This window comes from Rhodococcus sp. NS-SX18, assembly GCF_057367935.1.
Window position 1 is genome coordinate 3,007,143 of record NZ_CM170633.1, and the last position, 18,189, is coordinate 3,025,331.

General features: G+C 71.6%; 20 protein-coding genes. 8 read left to right on the forward strand and 12 right to left on the reverse strand.

From position 1 onward, the window contains the following. Positions 1 to 4: 4 nt before the first annotated feature. The 5 genes from AC2IPW_RS13885 to hisD are packed head-to-tail and all read right to left on the reverse strand — an operon-like array spanning position 5 to position 4,410. The gene (locus tag AC2IPW_RS13885) at positions 5 to 1,144 is read right to left on the reverse strand and encodes an MFS transporter (RefSeq protein WP_486375055.1); all 1,140 of its coding nucleotides are present in this window, start codon (positions 1,142 to 1,144) and stop codon (positions 5 to 7) included. Positions 1,145 to 1,173: 29 nt separating this feature from the next. Further along, a complete protein-coding gene (locus AC2IPW_RS13890; RefSeq protein WP_486375056.1) occupies positions 1,174 to 1,329 on the reverse strand; it encodes a hypothetical protein in 156 nt (51 codons plus the stop codon). Further along, entirely contained in the window at positions 1,329 to 1,961 is a 633-nt protein-coding gene (gene hisB, locus AC2IPW_RS13895) for an imidazoleglycerol-phosphate dehydratase HisB (RefSeq protein WP_010595263.1), read from the reverse strand. Before hisB ends, AC2IPW_RS13890 begins: the two co-directional genes overlap by 1 nt. After that, positions 1,958 to 3,082, reverse strand: a complete 1,125-nt coding sequence (locus AC2IPW_RS13900) for a histidinol-phosphate transaminase (protein ID WP_486375057.1) — start codon at positions 3,080 to 3,082, stop codon at positions 1,958 to 1,960. The genes hisB and AC2IPW_RS13900 overlap by 4 nt, the downstream gene beginning before the upstream one ends. Next, on the reverse strand, positions 3,079 to 4,410 hold the full coding sequence (hisD, locus tag AC2IPW_RS13905) for a histidinol dehydrogenase (protein WP_416061214.1): 1,332 nt from the start codon (positions 4,408 to 4,410) through the stop codon (positions 3,079 to 3,081). Before hisD ends, AC2IPW_RS13900 begins: the two co-directional genes overlap by 4 nt. Before the next feature lie 131 nt (positions 4,411 to 4,541). Between hisD and AC2IPW_RS13910 the strand changes: the two genes are divergently transcribed. From AC2IPW_RS13910 to AC2IPW_RS13935, 6 genes are all read left to right on the forward strand, one after another. Then, positions 4,542 to 4,925 carry a helix-turn-helix domain-containing protein gene (locus AC2IPW_RS13910; protein WP_054374932.1) on the forward strand — a complete coding sequence of 128 codons (384 nt, stop codon included), beginning with the start codon at positions 4,542 to 4,544 and terminating at the stop codon, positions 4,923 to 4,925. Between the two features lie 176 nt (positions 4,926 to 5,101). Further along, positions 5,102 to 6,790, forward strand: a complete 1,689-nt coding sequence (locus AC2IPW_RS13915; RefSeq protein WP_486375058.1) for a PHA/PHB synthase family protein — start codon at positions 5,102 to 5,104, stop codon at positions 6,788 to 6,790. Positions 6,791 to 6,873: 83 nt separating this feature from the next. Further along, positions 6,874 to 7,290, forward strand: coding sequence for a hypothetical protein (locus AC2IPW_RS13920; RefSeq protein ID WP_003935813.1), 417 nt, complete (start codon positions 6,874 to 6,876; stop codon positions 7,288 to 7,290). Positions 7,291 to 7,367: 77 nt separating this feature from the next. After that, positions 7,368 to 8,492, forward strand: a complete 1,125-nt coding sequence (locus AC2IPW_RS13925) for an alpha/beta fold hydrolase (protein WP_003935814.1) — start codon at positions 7,368 to 7,370, stop codon at positions 8,490 to 8,492. After that, positions 8,489 to 9,745 carry a family 1 glycosylhydrolase gene (locus AC2IPW_RS13930; protein ID WP_416061215.1) on the forward strand — a complete coding sequence of 419 codons (1,257 nt, stop codon included), beginning with the start codon at positions 8,489 to 8,491 and terminating at the stop codon, positions 9,743 to 9,745. The genes AC2IPW_RS13925 and AC2IPW_RS13930 overlap by 4 nt, the downstream gene beginning before the upstream one ends. 29 nt (positions 9,746 to 9,774) lie before the next feature. After that, the gene (locus tag AC2IPW_RS13935) at positions 9,775 to 10,410 is read left to right on the forward strand and encodes a LysE family transporter (protein WP_416061216.1); all 636 of its coding nucleotides are present in this window, start codon (positions 9,775 to 9,777) and stop codon (positions 10,408 to 10,410) included. A gap of 2 nt (positions 10,411 to 10,412) precedes the next feature. Here AC2IPW_RS13935 and AC2IPW_RS13940 read toward each other — a convergent pair whose 3' ends face one another. The 5 genes from AC2IPW_RS13940 to nadA form a co-directional block, all read right to left on the reverse strand. After that, positions 10,413 to 10,709, reverse strand: coding sequence for a DUF2470 domain-containing protein (locus AC2IPW_RS13940; RefSeq protein ID WP_054374929.1), 297 nt, complete (start codon positions 10,707 to 10,709; stop codon positions 10,413 to 10,415). A 10-nt stretch (positions 10,710 to 10,719) separates the two neighbouring features. Continuing rightward, the gene (locus tag AC2IPW_RS13945) at positions 10,720 to 12,129 is read right to left on the reverse strand and encodes a WS/DGAT/MGAT family O-acyltransferase (protein WP_450120776.1); all 1,410 of its coding nucleotides are present in this window, start codon (positions 12,127 to 12,129) and stop codon (positions 10,720 to 10,722) included. A 159-nt stretch (positions 12,130 to 12,288) separates the two neighbouring features. After that, positions 12,289 to 13,158, reverse strand: coding sequence for a carboxylating nicotinate-nucleotide diphosphorylase (gene nadC / locus AC2IPW_RS13950; RefSeq protein WP_054374928.1), 870 nt, complete (start codon positions 13,156 to 13,158; stop codon positions 12,289 to 12,291). Then, positions 13,159 to 14,757: an L-aspartate oxidase gene (locus tag AC2IPW_RS13955; protein ID WP_486375059.1), complete on the reverse strand. Its 1,599-nt coding sequence runs from the start codon at positions 14,755 to 14,757 to the stop codon at positions 13,159 to 13,161. Between the two features lie 2 nt (positions 14,758 to 14,759). Continuing rightward, the gene (gene nadA, locus AC2IPW_RS13960; protein WP_054374927.1) at positions 14,760 to 15,794 is read right to left on the reverse strand and encodes a quinolinate synthase NadA; all 1,035 of its coding nucleotides are present in this window, start codon (positions 15,792 to 15,794) and stop codon (positions 14,760 to 14,762) included. Between the two features lie 79 nt (positions 15,795 to 15,873). Here nadA and AC2IPW_RS13965 point away from each other — a divergent pair, with 79 nt between their 5' ends. After that, complete coding sequence (locus tag AC2IPW_RS13965; protein WP_054374926.1) at positions 15,874 to 16,578, forward strand: NUDIX hydrolase; 705 nt, start codon at positions 15,874 to 15,876, stop codon at positions 16,576 to 16,578. Positions 16,579 to 17,106: 528 nt separating this feature from the next. Here AC2IPW_RS13965 and AC2IPW_RS13970 read toward each other — a convergent pair. Then, positions 17,107 to 17,490 carry a winged helix-turn-helix transcriptional regulator gene (locus AC2IPW_RS13970; RefSeq protein ID WP_054374925.1) on the reverse strand — a complete coding sequence of 128 codons (384 nt, stop codon included), beginning with the start codon at positions 17,488 to 17,490 and terminating at the stop codon, positions 17,107 to 17,109. Positions 17,491 to 17,571: 81 nt separating this feature from the next. Between AC2IPW_RS13970 and AC2IPW_RS13975 the strand changes: the two genes are divergently transcribed. Then, entirely contained in the window at positions 17,572 to 17,982 is a 411-nt protein-coding gene (locus AC2IPW_RS13975; protein ID WP_003935825.1) for a RidA family protein, read from the forward strand. Between the two features lie 7 nt (positions 17,983 to 17,989). Here AC2IPW_RS13975 and bsaP read toward each other — a convergent pair whose 3' ends face one another. Next, positions 17,990 to 18,184 carry a biotin synthase auxiliary protein BsaP gene (gene bsaP / locus AC2IPW_RS13980; RefSeq protein ID WP_003935826.1) on the reverse strand — a complete coding sequence of 65 codons (195 nt, stop codon included), beginning with the start codon at positions 18,182 to 18,184 and terminating at the stop codon, positions 17,990 to 17,992. Positions 18,185 to 18,189: the final 5 nt, after the last annotated feature.

Here is an 18,189-nt window from a genome sequence, read left to right on the forward strand (position 1 = left end):
GATTCTATGGGGCTGCGCCGCGCCGCTCCGACGGCCCGGCGATCCGGGCGCACAGTGGAAGGAGCGGCACGAGCAGCGCGACGGTGGCGAAGGCGGCGGAATAACCTGCGACGGTGGCGATCCCGCCGAGCAGCAGGGATCCGGCCCCGGTGCCCGCGTCGAAGCCGATGTTCCAGGCGGCGCTCGCGGCGCCGATGTGAGCGGGTCCGGCGCGACGGAACGCCAGCATCAGTGCATCGTTCTGGACGATCCCGAAACCGAAACCGAATGCCACGGCCGCACCGAGCAGCACCGCCGCGCCACCGCGCTCGTCCGCGGCGAGCGCGAACGGCACCATCGCCACGGCGACCAGACCGAGCCCGGCCGGCAGGAGCCGGCCCGCACCGATCCGGTCCGCGACCGCACCGGCGCCGTAGCGGCCGACGAGGGTGGACGCACTGATCAGCGCCAACGCGGCCGCCACGTACCCGGCGGCCGCGGGCACGGCGATCGCCAGCAGCGAGGTGAGGCCACCGTAGGCGACAGCACCGGCGGCGATCGCCACCGCCGGCAGGGCCAGTGCCCCGAGGGGGATGCGGCTGCCGGCCGCGCCGGGCCGGCGCGCGACCACTCGCGGCAGGCGCGCTATCGCGAGGAGCGCGACCGTGGGCACCGCTGCGCCGAGCACGAACACCGGTGCGGTGGTGGCCCGCTCGGCGACGGCCAGGCCCAGCGGCAGGCCGACCATCTGCGCCGCGGCGATGGCGATGCCCTGTGCCCCGGTGGCGCGACCGAGCAGCCGGGCGGGGGCGAGTTCGGCCACGAGCGCGGCGCTGGCCACGGTGATCATGCCGAAGCCGATTCCCCGCACCGCGGAGGTCGGCAGCACTACGGCCGGATGCAGCGACAGCAGGAGCAGCAGCGACGGAAGCCCGAGGAGCAGGCACCCGGCGGCGAGCACGGTGCGGTAGCCGCGGGCCCGCACCAGGCGCGGCACGGCCGGCTGGGTGAGCACCGTCGCGGCCATGAACACCGCCGTCACCGCACCGGCGAGGGTGCCGCTGCCGCCGGCGTCGGCGACGGCCTGCGGCACTACGGGCAGCAGCAGCGAGAACCCGGCGAACGCGCCCGCCGCCATCGCCCAGGCGGCGGGCAGGCCGGGCACCGCGAGCAGGCCCGGCCGGTCCGAGGAGCTCAGAGCAGCCTCAGCACGCCGGCGATCGCGGCGAGCAGGGTCAGCGCCAGCAGCACCCCGGCGAAGAGGGTGTTCCCGGCCCGCCACATCGACCAGGTGCCACCTGCAGCGAGGCCGGCCACCAGGAACAGGCCGTACGTCAGGACGACGTCCACTACAGGGTGCCCTTGGTCGACGGCACGCCACTGACCCGGGGATCCGGTTCGACGGCCTGGCGCAACGCTCGCGCGACAGCCTTGAACTCGGCCTCGGTGATGTGGTGCTGGTCGCGGCCGTAGAGCACGCGGACGTGCAGGGCGATGCGGGCATGGAAGGCGAGGGATTCGAACACGTGCTTGTTGATCACGGTCGAGTACGGCACGCCGGGGTAACCGCCGATCACCGAGTGGACCATGTAGTCCGGTTCGCCGGTGTGCACGCAGTAGGGACGGCCGGAGACGTCGACCGCCGCGTGCGCGAGGGTCTCGTCCATCGGGATGAAGGCGTCGCCGAAGCGGCGGATGCCGCGCTTGTCCCCGAGCGCCTGGTTCAGGGCCTGGCCGAGGACGATGGCGGTGTCCTCGACGGTGTGGTGCGCCTCGATCTCGATGTCGCCCTGCGCGCGCACGGTCAGGTCGAAGCTGGCGTGCTGACCGAGTGCGGTGAGCATGTGGTCGTAGAACGGGACACCGGTGGCGATGTCGGTGCGGCCGGTGCCGTCGAGGTTCAGCTCGACGACGATGGACGACTCCTTGGTGGTGCGTTCGATCCGCGCGGTGCGCGGGGTGGGGGTGGTCTGCTCGCTCATCGCGCGTCCTCGATCTCGGTGGCGGCGAGCTTTTCGCTCACCCGTAGCAGTTCGTCGTTCTCGTGGGGCAGGCCCACGGTGGTGCGCAGGAACCCGGGGATCCCGACGTCCCGGATCAGCACTCCCTCGTCGAGGTAGTGCTGCCAGGTGGCGGCGGCGTGGGCGAAGCGGCCGAACAGGACGAAATTCGCGTCCGAGGGCACCACGTGGTAGCCGAATCGGGTCAGCTCGGTCACGATGCGGTCGCGTTCGGCGCACAGCCGCGCGACCGAGCCGAGGGTCTCGTCGGCGTGCCGCAGCGCGGCCCGGGCGGCGGCCTGGGTGAGCACCGACAGGTGGTAGGGCAACCGCACGAGCAGCAGGGCTTCGACGACGGCGGGCGCCGCGGCGAGGTATCCGAGCCGGCCGCCGGCGAACGCGAACGCCTTGCTCATGGTGCGCGAGACGATCACCTTGGCCGGGTACTCGTCGATCAGTGCGAGCGCGCTGGGGGCGGCGGAGAACTCGGCGTACGCCTCGTCGACGATCACGATGCCGGGCGCGGCCGCGCAGATCGTCCGCAGCTCGTCCAGCGGGATGCTGTGCCCGGTCGGGTTGTTGGGGCTGGTGACGAAGACCACGTCGGGGCGCTGCACGCGGATGGCGGCGACCGACGAGTCGACGTCGAGGGTGAAGTCCTCGCCCCGGTACGTGGGCAGCCACTCGGTCTGGGTGCCGTCGGCGATGATCGGGTGCATCGAGTAGGACGGCACGAACCCCATCGCGGAGCGTCCCGGCCCGCCGAAGGCCTGCAGGATCTGCTGCAGGATCTCGTTGGAGCCGTTGGCGGCCCAGACGTTCTCGACGCTCACGGCGACACCGGTCTGGCGCGTGAGATAGTCGGCCAGGTCGGTGCGCAGCGCGACGGCGTCACGGTCGGGGTAGCGGTGCAGCAGCGCGGCAGCCGCGCGCACCGACTCGGCGACGTCGTCGATCAGTGCCTGCGTCGGGGGGTGCGGGTTCTCGTTGGTGTTCAGCTGCACCGGCACCGTCAGCTGCGGCGCACCGTAGGCGGACTTGCCGCGCAGGTTCTCCCGCAGCGGCAGGTCGTCGACGGTGATCCCGGCTCCCGGCGCGCTCACTGCAGGTCCTCGAAGCGCAGCCGGACCGCCTCGCCGTGGGCGGGCAGGTCCTCCGCGGTGGCGAGAGTGATCACGTGTCCCGCGACGTCCTCGAGCGCCTCCCGGGTGTACTCGACGACGTGGATGCCCCGCAGGAACGTCTGCACGCTCAGACCGGACTGGTGCCGGGCGCAGCCGGCGGTGGGCAGCACGTGGTTCGAGCCCGCGCAGTAGTCGCCGAGGCTGACCGGCGCCCAGGGGCCGACGAAGATCGCGCCCGCGGCCCGCACCCGCGCCGCGACCGCGGACGCGTTCTCGGTCTGGATCTCGAGGTGCTCGGCGGCGTAGGCGTTCACGACCTGCAGGCCCTGGTCGAGGTCGTCGACGAGGACGATCCCGGACTGGCTGCCCGACAACGCGGTCCGTACTCGTTCGCGGTGTTTGGTGCGCTCGAGCTGGGTGTCGACGGCGGCGTCGACGGCATCGGCGAGCTCGGCGCTGGTGGTGACGAGCACCGAGGCCGCCATGACGTCGTGCTCGGCCTGGCTGATCATGTCGGCGGCGACGTGCACCGGATCGGCAGTGTGGTCGGCCAGGATGGCGATCTCGGTGGGGCCGGCTTCGGCGTCGATGCCGACGACGGCGCGGCACAGGCGCTTGGCGGCGGTGACGTAGATGTTGCCCGGGCCGGTGATCATGTCGACCGGGGCCAGTTCGGCGTCCCCGTCCTGGGTCGCGTCGGTTCCGCCGTAGCTGAGCAGCGCCACGGCCTGGGCCCCGCCGACGGCCCACACCTCGTCGACGCCGAGGAGGGCGGCAGCGGCGAGGATGGTCGGGTGCGGCAGGCCCCCGAAGTTCGCCTGCGGCGGGGAGGCGACGACGAGCGACTGGACACCGGCCGCCTGGGCGGGCACGACGTTCATCACGACCGACGAGGGGTAGACGGCGTTGCCTCCCGGCACGTACAGCCCCACCCGCTCGACCGGCACCCAGCGTTCGGTGACGGTGCCGCCGGGCACGACCTCGGTGACGGTGTCGGTGCGACGCTGGTCCTGGTGCACCGTGCGGGTCCGTTCGATCGCCACGACCAGCGCCGAACGCACGGCGGGATCGAGTTCGTCGAGCGCCCGGTCGAGTTCGGCCTTCGGCACCCGCACGCGGTCGGGGCGCACCCCGTCGAACTTCTCGCTGTAATCGAGGGCCGCGACGGCGCCTCGGTCGCGCACGTCCTCGACCACGGGCCGCACCTGATGCAGCACCGCGTCCACATCCACTCCGCCGCGGGGCAGCGCGCCCCTCAGCTCCGCAGTGGTGGGGGTTCGACCGCGCAGGTCGGTGCGGGCAAGCATGAGGTGTCCTCTCTCGCGAACGGGGGTCCGTTCCATTATCCGTGATGGCGGCGATCACCCTCGACGGCAGTCCCCGAACGCGCCGTCGGCGCACCCCCGAGGCGAAGGCGGCCGGGACCTATGCTGACCCCATGGAGGACGATGCGTCGCATCCCCCGACGTTGGGGGAGCTGATCCGGCGGCAGCGCGAGCTCGCCGAGTTGCCCATGCGGCAGCTCGCCGCGATGGTGGGGATCTCGAACCCGTACCTGTCGCAGATCGAACGGAACCTGCGCGCACCGAGCGAGCGCGTGCTGCAGGCGATCGCCGAGCAGCTGCATCTGTCGGCCGATGCGTTGACGGCCGAGGTGGGACGGCCGGATCCGGGCGAGTCGGCGGTGGTGCGCGCGATCCGGGAGGATCCGGATCTGACGAATGCGCAGCGGCGGTCGCTGGTGGAGATGTACGAGGCGTTCCGGGAGGTGACGGTGGGCAAGCGTCGCCGTGGCGCGCGCCTCGACGAGGACACCGAGTGAGCAAGTTCACACCACGACGGTCAATGTGAGCCTTCCTCATGTTTCGGCTGGTGAGGGGGTCGCCCGGGATCACGCCCGGGACGTGCAACTCGCATGTACCTCGCGGTAAGGTGCGCGGCTCGGCACGCGGTGTCACCCTCGGGGCACACCCCTTCTTCCCCATCTGGAGATGTCCCTTGCTCGACCACGTGCACAAGAAGTTGAAGTCGACCCTGGACCCGATCGGCTGGGGTCCCGCAGTGACGTCGGTGGCCGGACGCGCGGTCCGCAACCCCCAGGCCGTCACCGCCGCGACGGCGGAGTACGCAGGCAGGCTGGCGAAGATCCCCGCCGCAGCCACCCGCGTGTTCAACGCGAGCGATCCCGACGCACCGATGCCGGTCGACCCGCGGGACCGCCGCTTCTCGGACACCGCATGGCAGGAGAACCCCGCGTACTTCTCGCTCCTGCAGAGCTACCTGGCCACGCGGGCCTACGTCGAGGAACTCACCGAGGCCGGCGCGGGCGATCCGCTGCAGGACGGCAAGGCACGTCAGTTCGCGAACCTGATATTCGACGCGTTGGCACCGTCGAACTTCCTGTGGAATCCCGGTGTCGTCACCCGCGCCTTCGAGACCGGCGGGGCGAGCCTGCTGCGCGGCGCCCGCTACGCCGTGCACGACGTGCTCAACCGGGGTGGCCTGCCGCTGAAGGTGGACTCGGACGCGTTCGCGGTCGGCGAGAACCTCGCGGCCACTCCCGGCAAGGTGGTCTTCCGCAACAACCTGATCGAGCTGATCCAGTACACGCCGCAGACCGAGCAGGTGCACGCGGTGCCGATCCTGGCCGCGCCGCCGTGGATCAACAAGTACTACATCCTCGATCTCGCCCCCGGCCGGAGCCTCGCCGAGTGGGCGGTCCAGCACGGCCGCACCGTGTTCATGATCTCGTACCGCAACCCGGACGAGTCGATGCGCAACATCACGATGGACGACTACTACGTCGACGGCATCGCCGCGGCGCTGGACGTGGTCGAGGAGATCACCGGGTCCCCGAAGATCGAGGTGCTGTCCATCTGCCTCGGCGGGGCGATGGCCGCGATGGCCGCGGCGCGCGCCTTCGCCGTCGGGGACAAGCGCGTGAGCGCCTTCACGATGCTCAACACCCTGCTCGACTACAGCCAGGTCGGGGAACTGGGCCTGCTCACCGACCCGGCGACGCTGGACCTCGTCGAGTTCCGGATGCGGCAGCAGGGCTTCCTGGCCGGCAAGGAGATGGCCGGCAGTTTCGACATGATCCGCGCGAAGGACCTCGTCTTCAACTACTGGGTCTCGCGGTGGATGAAGGGCGAGAAGCCGGCGGCCTTCGACATCCTCGCGTGGAACGAGGACAGCACGAGCATGCCCGCGGAGATGCACTCGCACTACCTCCGGTCGCTCTACGGCCGCAACGAGCTCGCCGAGGGCCTCTACGTGCTCGACGGACAGCCCCTCAATCTGCACGACATCACGTGTGACACCTATGTCGTCGGCGCGATCAACGATCACATCGTGCCTTGGACGTCGTCGTACCAGGCGGTGAACCTGCTCGGCGGCGACGTGCGCTACGTGCTCACCAACGGCGGGCACGTCGCCGGTGCGGTCAACCCCCCGGGCAAGCGGGTGTGGTTCAAGGCCGTCGGCTCACCGGACACCGAGGCCGGCACCCCCCTGCCTGCGGATCCGCAGGTCTGGGACGAGGCCGCCACCCGCTACGAGCACTCGTGGTGGGAGGACTGGACGGCCTGGTCGAACAAGCGCGCGGGCGACCTGGTGGCGCCGCCGGCGATGGGCAGTGCGGCCCATCCCCCGCTCGAGGACGCTCCGGGCACGTACGTCTTCAGCTGAGGACTTGTCCGTTAGCACTCATTTTGCTAACCTGCTAACAGCGTCCTCCGGGCGCTGCCGCACACTCGAACGGAAGGAACGCCATGACCACCGCCAAGACCCCGGTCGACGCCGCCGTCGCTAAGACCACCGCCGACACCGCCAAGGCCAACGAGGCTGCTGCCAAGGCCACCGCGGACGCCACCGCCGCCGCTCAGAAGATCGCCGAGTCGGCCACCGCCGCCGCCAACCAGGCCACCGCCGAGTTCACCAAGGCCCTCGACGACAGCGCCGCCCGCCTGAGCGAGTTCAACGACAAGGTCGTCGACGCCGCCAAGCAGAGCGGCAACCTGACCGTCGACACCTACGAGCGCACCGTGACGAGCCTGCTCGACCTGCAGGAGAAGCTCGCCTCCGCGAGCCCCATCGGCTGGGTCGAGGACCTCACCAAGGCGCAGGTCTCCTTCGCCCGTGAGCTGACCGCCACGGTCACCACCACCGCACGCGATCTCCTCAAGTGATCGATTGTGCGTCTTTTCCGTCGCGATCACGACGGAGGAGCCGTACCACGACGCCGGGCGCCGGTTCAATGAACCCCATGGACGCCCTGCAGACCGCCGCGATCGCCGCCGCCCCGTTCCGTCTCGGGGCGGCGGCGATCGCCGGTTGGAGCACCTACCTGGCCACCCTGGCCCGGCGCGGCGCGCATCCACTCGACGTCGCGACCGACATCGCCGACTGGTGGCGGGCGCTCACCGACCGCGAACCGCCGCACTGGGCGCATCCGTGGCCCGTCGCCCACACCTGGCCGCTCGCCCGGCTGCGTGACTGCAGCGACCCCGACGCCCGCGACCCGGAGGCCGTGCCGACCCTGCTGCTACCGCCGCAGTCCGGGTCGCACTCGTGCATCGTCGATCTCTCCCCTGACCGCAGTCAGGTCTCCGCGCTGCGCGCCGGCGGGCTGACACGGCTGTACTGCCTGGACTGGGCACCCGCCGGCCCGGCCACCGACAGCGCCGCCCTCGACGACCATCTCGCCGTCCTGGCCGAGGCTGTCGACCTGCTCGGCGGACGGGTCAACCTCATCGGCGGCAGCCAGGGCGGCTGGCTCGCGGCGATGCACACCGCACTGCACCCGCAGACCGTGCACAGCCTCACCGTCGCGGGGGCGCCGATCGACTTCCACGCCGACCGTCCCGCTGCCGTCGCCTTCGACCACCTGCCCCGCGCGGTTTCCGCGTCCGTGCTGAACCTGTGGTACGACACCGGCCGGCTGTTCGGGGTGCTGCCCACCGACCCGGTGAGCGAGGTCGAACGCAGCCTCGAACTGCTGGGTCTGCTCGACGACCCCGAGACCCTCGCACAGGCGATCGAGGAACGCCGGTGGTTCCTCTGGCGCCAGGAGATCCCTGCGGCGTTCCGGACGTGGATCCTCGAGCACCTGTTCATCGGCAACGACCTCGTCGCCGGTGCCGTCACCACCGCTGCCGGCCCGGTGGACCTGACCGCCGTCGAGTGCCCTGTGCGCATCGTCCTCGGTCGACACGACCTCGTGGTGCCGCCGGGACAGGTCCTCGCCCTCGCCGACCATGTGAGCACCCCCGCGGGTGACATCACGGTGCACGACGTCGATGCCGGCCACCTCGGGCTGTTCGTCGGCCGGCGCGCCCTCGCCGACCTGTGGCCACGGCTCGCTGCCGAGATCGCCGCGCACTCCCGATGAGGCTCTCCGCCATCACAGTCCGGGCGAGCGCGGCGGCATCGAGGGCTGCGGTGGCGACAGCACTGACCGTCGTCGTCGCAGCCTCCGCCGCGGTGGGGTCGGCGGCGCCCGCCTCCGCCGCGGCAGACGGGTTCCTGTGGGGCGTGTCGAGTTCCGGATTCCAGTCCGAAGGCTCACCGCCGGACAGCAACTGGACCCGGTACGCGGCGGCGGGCCGCACCCGCGAACCTGTCGGCACCTCGGTAGATTTTCGGCACCGCTACCGCGAGGACATCGCCGCGGCCGCGGACCTCGGGGTGGACGTGTTCCGGTTCTCGGTCGAATGGTCCCGCATCCAACCCACCCCGGCCGGCTGGGACGAGACCGAACTGCGCTACTACGACGACGTGGTCGCGGCAGTGCGCGGGCACGGCATGATCCCGATGATCACCCTGGACCACTGGGTGTATCCCGGGTGGATCGCCGACCGCGGCGGCTGGCGCGATCCCGCCACCATCGAGGCGTGGCTTGCCAACGCCGAGCGGGTCGTCGCCCGGTACGCCGGGCAGGGGGTGCTGTGGGTGACGATCAACGAACCGGCGATCTACGTCCAGAAGGAGCTCGCCTTCGGCGGGATCGACGCCGGCGACATCCCACGCATGTTCGACGCCCTGGTCGTCGCGCACCGCGCCATCTACCGCCGGATCCACACACTGGATCCGGGTGCGCGCGTGACGTCGAACACCGCGTACATCCCCGGCGTGCAGACCGGACTCGACACCCTGTTCGTCGACCGGGTCCGCGACACCCTCGACTTCCTCGGCCTGGACTACTACTACGGCGCCACCCCGGAAAATCCGAGCGCGCTCCACGCGCTCACCGACGACTTCGCCTCGATCGTTCCGCACCCCGAGGGGATGTACGAGGCGCTGATGCACTACACCCACCGCTACCCCGGGCTGCCGCTCTACGTGGTGGAGAACGGAATGCCCACCGCCGACGGGGCGCCCCGCGCCGACGGCTGGACCCGGGCCCGACACCTGCACGAGCACGTCGACCGGGTGCGCCGAGCCGCGGCCGACGGCGCCCCCGTCTTCGGATACAACTACTGGTCGCTCACCGACAACTACGAGTGGGGAAGCTACACACCACGTTTCGGCCTCTACACCGTGGACGTGCGCACGGATCCGACTCTGACGCGCCGTCCGACCGACGGAGTCGCCGCCTACCGGGCCGTCACCGGCGAACCGTGGCCGGTGCCGGTGCCGAGATGACCGGTCCGGCCCGATCGTAGAATCGCACGATGACCTGGCAGACGTGGGTGGCCCTGCTCGGCGCCTCCTGGGTGATCAGCCTCTCCCCCGGCGCCGGCGCGATCGCATCGATGTCGTCGGGACTCGCCCACGGGCTGCGGCGCGGCTGGTGGAACATCGTCGGGCTGCAACTCGGCCTGCTGCTGCAGATCGCGGTGGTCGCCGCCGGCGTCGGCGCGATCCTCGCCGGATCCGCTGCCGCCTTCACGGTGATCAAGTGGTTCGGCGTCGCCTACCTCGTCTATCTGGGGGTGCGCCAGTGGCGCACGCGGCCCACCGAGGTCGCACCCGATGCGGCGCCAGGCCTCGGCTCGGCGCCGGTCCTGGTGGCACGCGGCTTCCTGATCAACGCGAGCAACCCGAAGGCTGTGGTGTTCATGCTGGCCGTGCTGCCGCAGTTCCTCGATCCCGGGGCTCCGCTGCTGCAGCAGTACCTGATCATCGCGGCGACCATGGTGACCGTCGACATGATCGTCATGACCGGATACACGGGTCTGGCGGCACGGGTGCTGACGCTGCTGCGCTCGCCACACCAGCAGCGGCTCACCGGCCGGGTGTTCGCCGGGCTGTTCTTCACCGCCGCCGCGTTCCTCGCCACCGTGCGCCGCACGGCCGCCGCAGCCTAGCGTCAGTGCTGGCGCGGCGGCACTCCGAGCCGCTCGCACGCGGCGCGGTACAGGGCGACGACCGCGGTGCGGATCCCCGCCCGGTCGGCGACGGGTTCGAGCCACGGCACCCGCACCGTCGTCTCGGCGCCACCCACCTCGGCGACCCACTCGCCGAACTGGGTGTGCACGCCGGTCATGCGCGCGACGTCGGCTGTGGGTTCGGCGAAAGCACGGACCACCAGCAGGTTGTCGTCGGCGTGGTCGTCGTTCATGTGCCGGGTCACGGCCGCGACGACGGCGGGGTCGAAGGAAGTCACGCCGGCGAGCCTAGCCCGACCGATCGTCACCGGCGGCCGGCACCCCGAAGGTGCGTTCGAGGGCGGCGAGTTCGTCGTCGAGGGACCCGAGGAGGCGATCGAGCCGCGGGACGCTGCGGCTGCACGAGGTCAGACCGAAGGCGATCCGGTCGGCAGTGCTGGTGCAGGTGATGTTCAGGGCTTGCCCGTCGACCGGCACCGACAGCGGGTACAGGGCGTCGACGCGGGCACCGTTCCAGTACAGCGGCCCGGCCGGGCCGGGCACGTTGGAGACGATCACATTGAACGGCGGCCGCACCACGGCCCGGTTGCCGGTGAGCACCCCGACCGCGAGTGGAGCCATGCCCAGGGCGCTCACGGTCAGCAGCGCCGTCTGGGAGCGGCCCCGCAGGGACTGCTTGCCGTCGACCATCGCGTCCCTGACGGCGAGCAGGCGAGCCGCCGAGTCGTCGAGGTGGGTCGCCAACGGGCACATCAGGACGCCGACGTCGTTGCCGCCCTCGGTGGTCTTCTCGCGCCGCAGCGAGACCGGCACCATCGCGACGAGCGGCTCGTCGGGCAGGGCCTCGTGTTCGAGCAGATACGCGCGCAGTGCTCCCGCCGACATCGCGAGAACGACATCGTTGACGGTGGCGCCGGCCGCCTCGGCGACGCGCCGCAGCCGCGCCAGCGACCAGTCGTGTGCGGCGAAGCGACGGCCCCCGGCGATGGAGACGTTGAACATCGTGCGCGGCGCCGCGAGCGACACCGCGCCACCGCGGCCGCGCAGAGCCCGGTCCACGGTCCCCACCACGGCGGGCACCATCCCGACGGCCTCGTCGATCACGCCACGCACGGCGCGCACCGTCATGCTCGGCAGGTCGAGCGCGGTCCCGACCGCGGAGTGCACCGGATCGGGGGACGGAAAGTGCGCCCAGGGCGCCGGCATGTCGGTGCGGTCCGGGTCGGCGCTCAGGGCCCGATGCAGCAACCGCATGGCACCGACCCCGTCGGCGAGGGCGTGGTGGATCTTCGTGTAGATCGCGTACCGTCCGTCCTCGAGGCCCTCGATCAGGTGCATTTCCCACAGCGGCCGGCTGCGGTCGAGCAGGGTGCTGTGCAGCCGGGACACCAGCGCGCGCAGTTCGGTGTTCCCGCCGGGCTGCGGCAGGGCGTCGCGCCGGACGTGATACTCGAGATCGAAGTGCGGGTCGTCCTCCCACGCCCACATCCCGAAGGTGGTGAGCGAGCGGACGGCACGTCGGCGCCACAGGGGCGCCACGTCGTCACTGGCGAGGGCGGCGTCGAACAGGGTGCGCAGGGTGCGGGCGTCGCCGTCCGGGGGCGGCTGCAGCAGGATCAGTCCCCCGACATGCATGGGATGTTCACGCGACTCACCGAGCAGGAACATCGAATCGGTCGGTGCCATCGGCAGACGCATGCGAACTCTCTCCGCTCCCCCGCCGGGGAACTCGTTCGTGGTGGGCCCCCTGTGACCCGCCGGACGCGCGCCGCCGCCGTGAGTTGCCTCACGGCGGCGGATACGTAGCCAGTTGTACGCGATCGGCGCGGCCGGCGCCAAGCGCGGCCCGGCGTGGCGTCACATGTCGAGACCGAGGTCGAGGACGCTCACCGAGTGGGTCAACGCGCCGACGGCGAGGTAGTCGACGCCGGTGCGGGCGTAGTCCGCGGCCACGTCGAGGGTCAGGCCCCCGGAGGACTCGAGTCGGGTCCGGGGCGCGTGGGTGTTGCGCCGCTGCACCGCGATCTGCGTCTGCCACAACGGGAAGTTGTCGAGCAGGATCAGCTCGACGTTCTCGGCGAGCACCTCGTCGAACTGCTCGAGGCTGTCGACCTCCACCTCGCACTCGAGGTCGGGGGCCTGGGCCCGCACGGCTCGCAGCGCCGCGACGACCGAACCGGCGGCGACGACGTGGTTGTCCTTGATCAGTGCGGCATCGCCGAGACCCATCCGATGGTTGACCCCACCGCCGACCCGCACCGCATACTTCTGCAGCGCGCGCAGACCGGGCAGGGTCTTGCGGCTGTCGCGGATCTTCGCGTCGGTGCCGGCGACGGCGTCCACCCACCGGGCGGTGGCGGTGGCGATGCCGGACAGGTGACACATCAGGTTCAGCATGGTGCGCTCGGCGGTGAGCAGGCCCCGGGTGGGTGCCTGCACCGTCAGGACCGTCTCCCCCGCCTCGGCGCGATGCCCGTCGACGGCACGGTCGAGCACCTCGTAGTTGCCGGCGCCGAGGACCTCGTCGAGCACCAGCAGACCGATGTCGATCCCGGCCACGGTGCCGGGGCTGCGCGGCACCACCGAGGCCGTGGCCACGGCGTCGGCGGGCACCGTGGCGTCGGAGGTCACATCCGGGCCGTAGCGCAGGTCCTCGTCGAGGGCGACGCGCACCAGCGCGAGCGTCTCGTCCCGATCGAGTCCGGCGGGCAGCTCGGTACTGGCCATTCAGTGCGCTCCTGTGAGTTGTGGTGTGCGCAGCGTGAGCTCGCCGTCGCCGTCGAGCCGCGTTTCGAGGCTGCGACGCTGCGCGGGGTCGGTGTCGGGATGGTCCGAACGGGTGTGACAACCGCGGCTCTCGGTGCGGGTACCGGCCGCGAGGGTCAGGGCCCGCGCCGCGACGGTGAGCGCGGCGTCCTCGAGTGCCGGCGCGTCGGCGCACCGGCCGGTCGGGGCGGCAGCGAGGTTCGCCCCGGCGGCGGCGAGTCCGGCCGCGTCGCGGACGACGGAGGCGTGCCGGGTCATGATCTGCTGCAACGCCGTCCGAGGTGCGCGGGCCCGCGGAGGCAGGTCGGCGTGGGCGGTTTCGACGCGCAGCCCACCGCGCTCGTCAGCCGCTGCCAGTCCGGCGCGTTCGCCGACGACGAGGCCCTCGAGCAGGCTGTTGGAGGCGAGCCGGTTGCCGCCGTGCAGGCCGGTACGGGCGACCTCGCCCGCCGCGTACAGCCCGGGCACGCCGGTGCGGCCGTACACGTCGGTGACGACCCCACCGCACGAGTAGTGCGCGGCCGGGGCGACGGGGATCAGGTCCCGAGCCGGGTCCAGGCCCACCTCCGCCAGGGAGGCCGTGACGGTCGGGAAACGCCGCGCGAATCCCTCCAGGTGCCGCGCATCGAGCAGGACGTGGTCGTCGCCGAGTTCGGCGAGCCGGGTGGCGATGGCACGGGAGACGACGTCGCGCGGTGCGAGGTCGCCGAGAGGATGTACTCCGGCGGTGACCGAACGGCCGGTGCTGTCCACGAGGCGCGCGCCTTCGCCGCGCACAGCTTCGCTGACGAGGGGGCGGCGGCCGACCGATCCGGCCGCGAACAGCACGGTCGGGTGGAACTGCACGAACTCGAGGTCGGCGACGGCGGCGCCGGCGTCCAGCGCCAGCGCGATCCCGTCGGCGGTGGCCCCGGCCGGGTTGGTGCTGCACGCGTACAGCTGCCCGAGGCCGCCGGTGGCCAGCAGCACGGCCGGGGTGTGGACCACACCGAGGCCCCGGTCGTCGAGAACGAGCAGGCCGGTGACACCACCGGCGTCGGTGAGGACGCGGGCGGCGGCGGCACCGAAGAGTACCGGCAGGCCGGCGGCGCCGAGGGCGCGCTGGATCTCGGCGCCGGTGGCGTCGCCGCCGGCGTGGATGATGCGCCGGGTGCTGTGTCCGCCCTCGCGGGTGCGGGCGATGCCGCCGTCGCGGCCGCGGTCGAACACGGCGCCGAGGTCGGTGAGCGCGGCGACGGCATCCTGTCCGCCGGAGACGACGGACCGCACGGCCGCCTCGTCGCACAGACCGGCACCGGCGGCGCACGTGTCGGCGACGTGGGCGTCCACGGAATCCGCCGGGCCCGGGGCGACGACGGCGATGCCGCCCTGCGCGTACTGGGTGGCGGTGTCGGTGGGGCCGCCCTTGCTGACGGTCAGCACCCGCAGTCCCCGCCGGGACGCGGCGCGGGCGGCGGTGAGGCCGGCCACGCCGCCCCCGACCACCACGAGGTCGGCGCGGGCTTCCCAGCGGATCGTGTCCTGCCGCTCCGCCCGGGCCGCGCCGACGCCGGCGGGCATGGTCACTCCCCGCCGCCGGGATTGCCGATGGCGATCATCCGCTGCACCGACTGCCGGGCCCGCTCGGCCACAGCCGCATCGACGTGGACCTCGTCCTTGCCCTCCTGCAGGCAGCGCAGCAGCGCGGCCGGGGTGATCATCTTCATGTAGGGGCAGGACGCGCGGTCGTTGACGGCCTGGAAGTCGACGCCGGGGGCGGCCTTGCGCAGCTGGTGCAGCATGCCCACCTCGGTGGCGACGAGAACCTGCCGGGCACCGGTGGCGCGGGCCGCGTCGAGCATGCCGCCGGTGGACAGGATCTTGACCTTGTCGTCGGCGACGAAGCCCTCGCCCGCGAGGTACAACGCGGAGGTCGCGCAGCCGCACTCGGGGTGGACGAACAGCTCGGCGTCGGGGTGCGCCTTGGACTTGGCGGCGAGTTCGTCGCCGTTGATCCCGGCGTGCACGTGGCACTCGCCCGCCCAGATGTGCATGTTCTGCCGGCCGGTCACGCGCTTGACGTGGGCGCCGAGGAACTGGTCGGGCAGGAACAGCACCTCGCGGTCGGGGTCGATGGAGGCGACGACGTCGACCGCGTTCGAGGAGGTGCAGCAGATGTCGGTCAGACCCTTGACCTCGGCGGTGGTGTTGACGTACGACACGACGACCGCGTCGGGATGATCGGCCTTCCACTCGCGCAACTGCTCGGCGGTGATCGAGTCCGCGAGCGAGCAGCCGGCCCGCTCGTCGGGGATGAGGACCGTCTTGGTGGGACTGAGGATCTTCGCGGTCTCGGCCATGAAGTGCACGCCGCAGAAGACGATGGTGTCCTCCTCGGCCTCGGCGGCGATACGCGAGAGGGCCAGGGAGTCGCCGACGTGGTCGGCGACGTCCTGGATGGCGGGCAGCTGGTAGTTGTGCGCCAGCAGCGTGGCGTTGCGCTCGCGCGCCAGTCGCCGGACCTCCGCGGCCCATTCCGGGGTCGCCTCGACACCGGTGTAACCGCCGGGTCCGTCCTGGATCGGGGTCTGCGCGCCCGCCCACGTCGTAGTGGTCATGGCCTGCTCCTTCGCCGTGCACCGGGCGGGCTGTGCCCGGATTTCCGTTTTCGGGGGTTTTCGACTTAGGATCGAAAACATGACACATGGTAGCACCCTTCACGAAGTGCTCATCGTCGTGTTCCAGGTCCGCCGCTTCCCGGACACCCACGGGGGCACGAAGACCGAGCTCGGAGTGCTGCTGTGGCAGCGCGCTCTCGACCCGCAGGCGGGCACCTGGTCGCTGCCCGGCGGCCGCCTCCACGACGACGAGGACCTCACCACCTCCGCGCGTCGCCAGCTGGCCGAGAAGGTCGACGTGCGCGAGGTCGCGCACCTCGAGCAGTTGTCGGTGTTCTCCGATCCGCACCGCGTGCCGGGACCGCGCACGATTGCCTCGACCTACCTCGGACTGGTGCCTATCTCCTCCGATCCCCGGCTGCCCGAGGACACCGCCTGGCATCCCGTCTCGGACCTGCCGGCGATGTCCTTCGACCACGGAATCATGGTCGAGAACGCGCGCACCCGACTGGCCGCCAAGCTCTCGTACACCAATATCGCGTTCGGGCTGGCCCCGGCCGAGTTCGCCATGTCCACGCTGCGCGAGATCTATTGTGCGGCACTCGGGTACCAGGTGGATGCCACGAACCTGCAGCGCGTACTCAAACGCCGCGACGTCCTGACCCCCACCGGCACCACCGCGCCGTCCGGCCGGGCCGGCGGCCGCCCTCCGGCGCTGTTCCGTTTCACCGAGTCGCGCCTGCGCGTCACCGACGAGTTCGCTGCCCTGCGCCCGCCGGGTTGACCGGTGCCGACGGCCCGGGCACACCCGGTGCCTGTTCGGCTCTCAGTGTCGGTCCGGGTCCGACTCGTTCACGGGGAGCACGGTGCCGAGGTCCTCGCGCCCGGCACCGACGACACGTCCGGGTCGTGGACGAGCGCGCAGGGCAAGCCCGCGTGGCACCTGGCCGCGGACCTGGTCGAGCAGTACGCGCCGCTGCTGTTCGAGCACGCGCTCGCTGCTGCTCGCCTTGGGCCGCTGTTCACCTGGCCCGACCAGTGGGCCGGCGCGACCGGATCGGAACCGAACGAACCACCCCCCCGACGAGCTCCTCGCAGCGGTGGCCGCGCTCCCGGCGCACGAGGCGGACGCAGCGCGGGCGTCGATCCCCGACGACATCCGGCGTCGCACTTCTGCCGCCGCCCACCACGACCGACGGCGCGACCCCGGACCGGACTATTCACCACGACCCCCTTGCCGACATGCTCTGTCGAGCACACGGTCGGCACGCTCCGGCGTTCCCCTGATCTGTCAGACCCCGGACCTGGCGCCTCAGGCGAGGTCCGACTCGGCATCGAAGCGTGCGCGGGCGGCGTCGATTTCGGGTAGGTGTGTGTCGGCCCACGCGAGGAGGACGTCGACCGGTGGGCGGAGCGTCTTGCCGAGCGGGGTCATCCGGTATTCGACCGCGACCGGACGGGAGCTGAGGAGCGTGCGCTCGACGATACCGTTGCGTTCGAGACGACGCAGGGTCGCGGTCAGCGACTTCTGCGTCACCGCGGGGATCGCGCGCCGCAGCTCGTTGAACCGGCTCGGGCGCTCGCACAGCTCGTTGCACACCGCCAACGACCACTTGTCGAGGATCTGATCGAGTAGCTCGCGATGCGGTGCAGTGACGGTGAATGCACCGACGTCGTCGGAGGCGGTATCGCGCATGACACCTAGTCTCGTTGAAGTGACCGCCAGAAACCAAGTATCACTGGGGTACCTGTTCGGATCGATGATCGAGGAGCACCTATGACCGTCCGATACCTGACCCCCGAAGGCATGACGCAGCCCACCCCGTACCACCACGTCGCCGTCGGCACGGGCACCCGCCACGTCCACGTCGCCGGCCAGATCGCCCGGCTCGCGGACGGAACCCCCGTCTCACCCGGCGATCTGGCGGGACAGGTCGCCCAGGCCTTACGGAACACAGCAACCGGACTGGCCGGTGCCGGGGCGGGGTTCGGCGACGTCCTGCGGCTGACCTTCTACGTCACGAACTGGGCGCCGGAGAAGATCACCGACTTCATGGCCGGCATCGAGCAGGTCGCCGAGGAGATCGGATTTCCCGTGCCGATGCCGCCGGCCTCCCTCCTCGGCGTGGACTACTTGTTCGAGCCGGATGTACTCGTCGAAGTCGAAGCGACCGCCGTCCTCGACTGAGTCCGCCTCAGCGACGTTCGGTCAGGCTCGAGTCGAGCATCCCGTGCCGTGAGCACCGGGCCCACCAGCCGTCGGGGGCGATCTGCACGATCATCCGTCGTCCGCACTGCTCGCAGAAACGGGGCGGCTCGAGACCGAGCCGGGCTGCGGCCGGGACCGGGGCGCCCTCGTCGACGGGCCGGCCGGTGAACGGATTGAACACGCCGG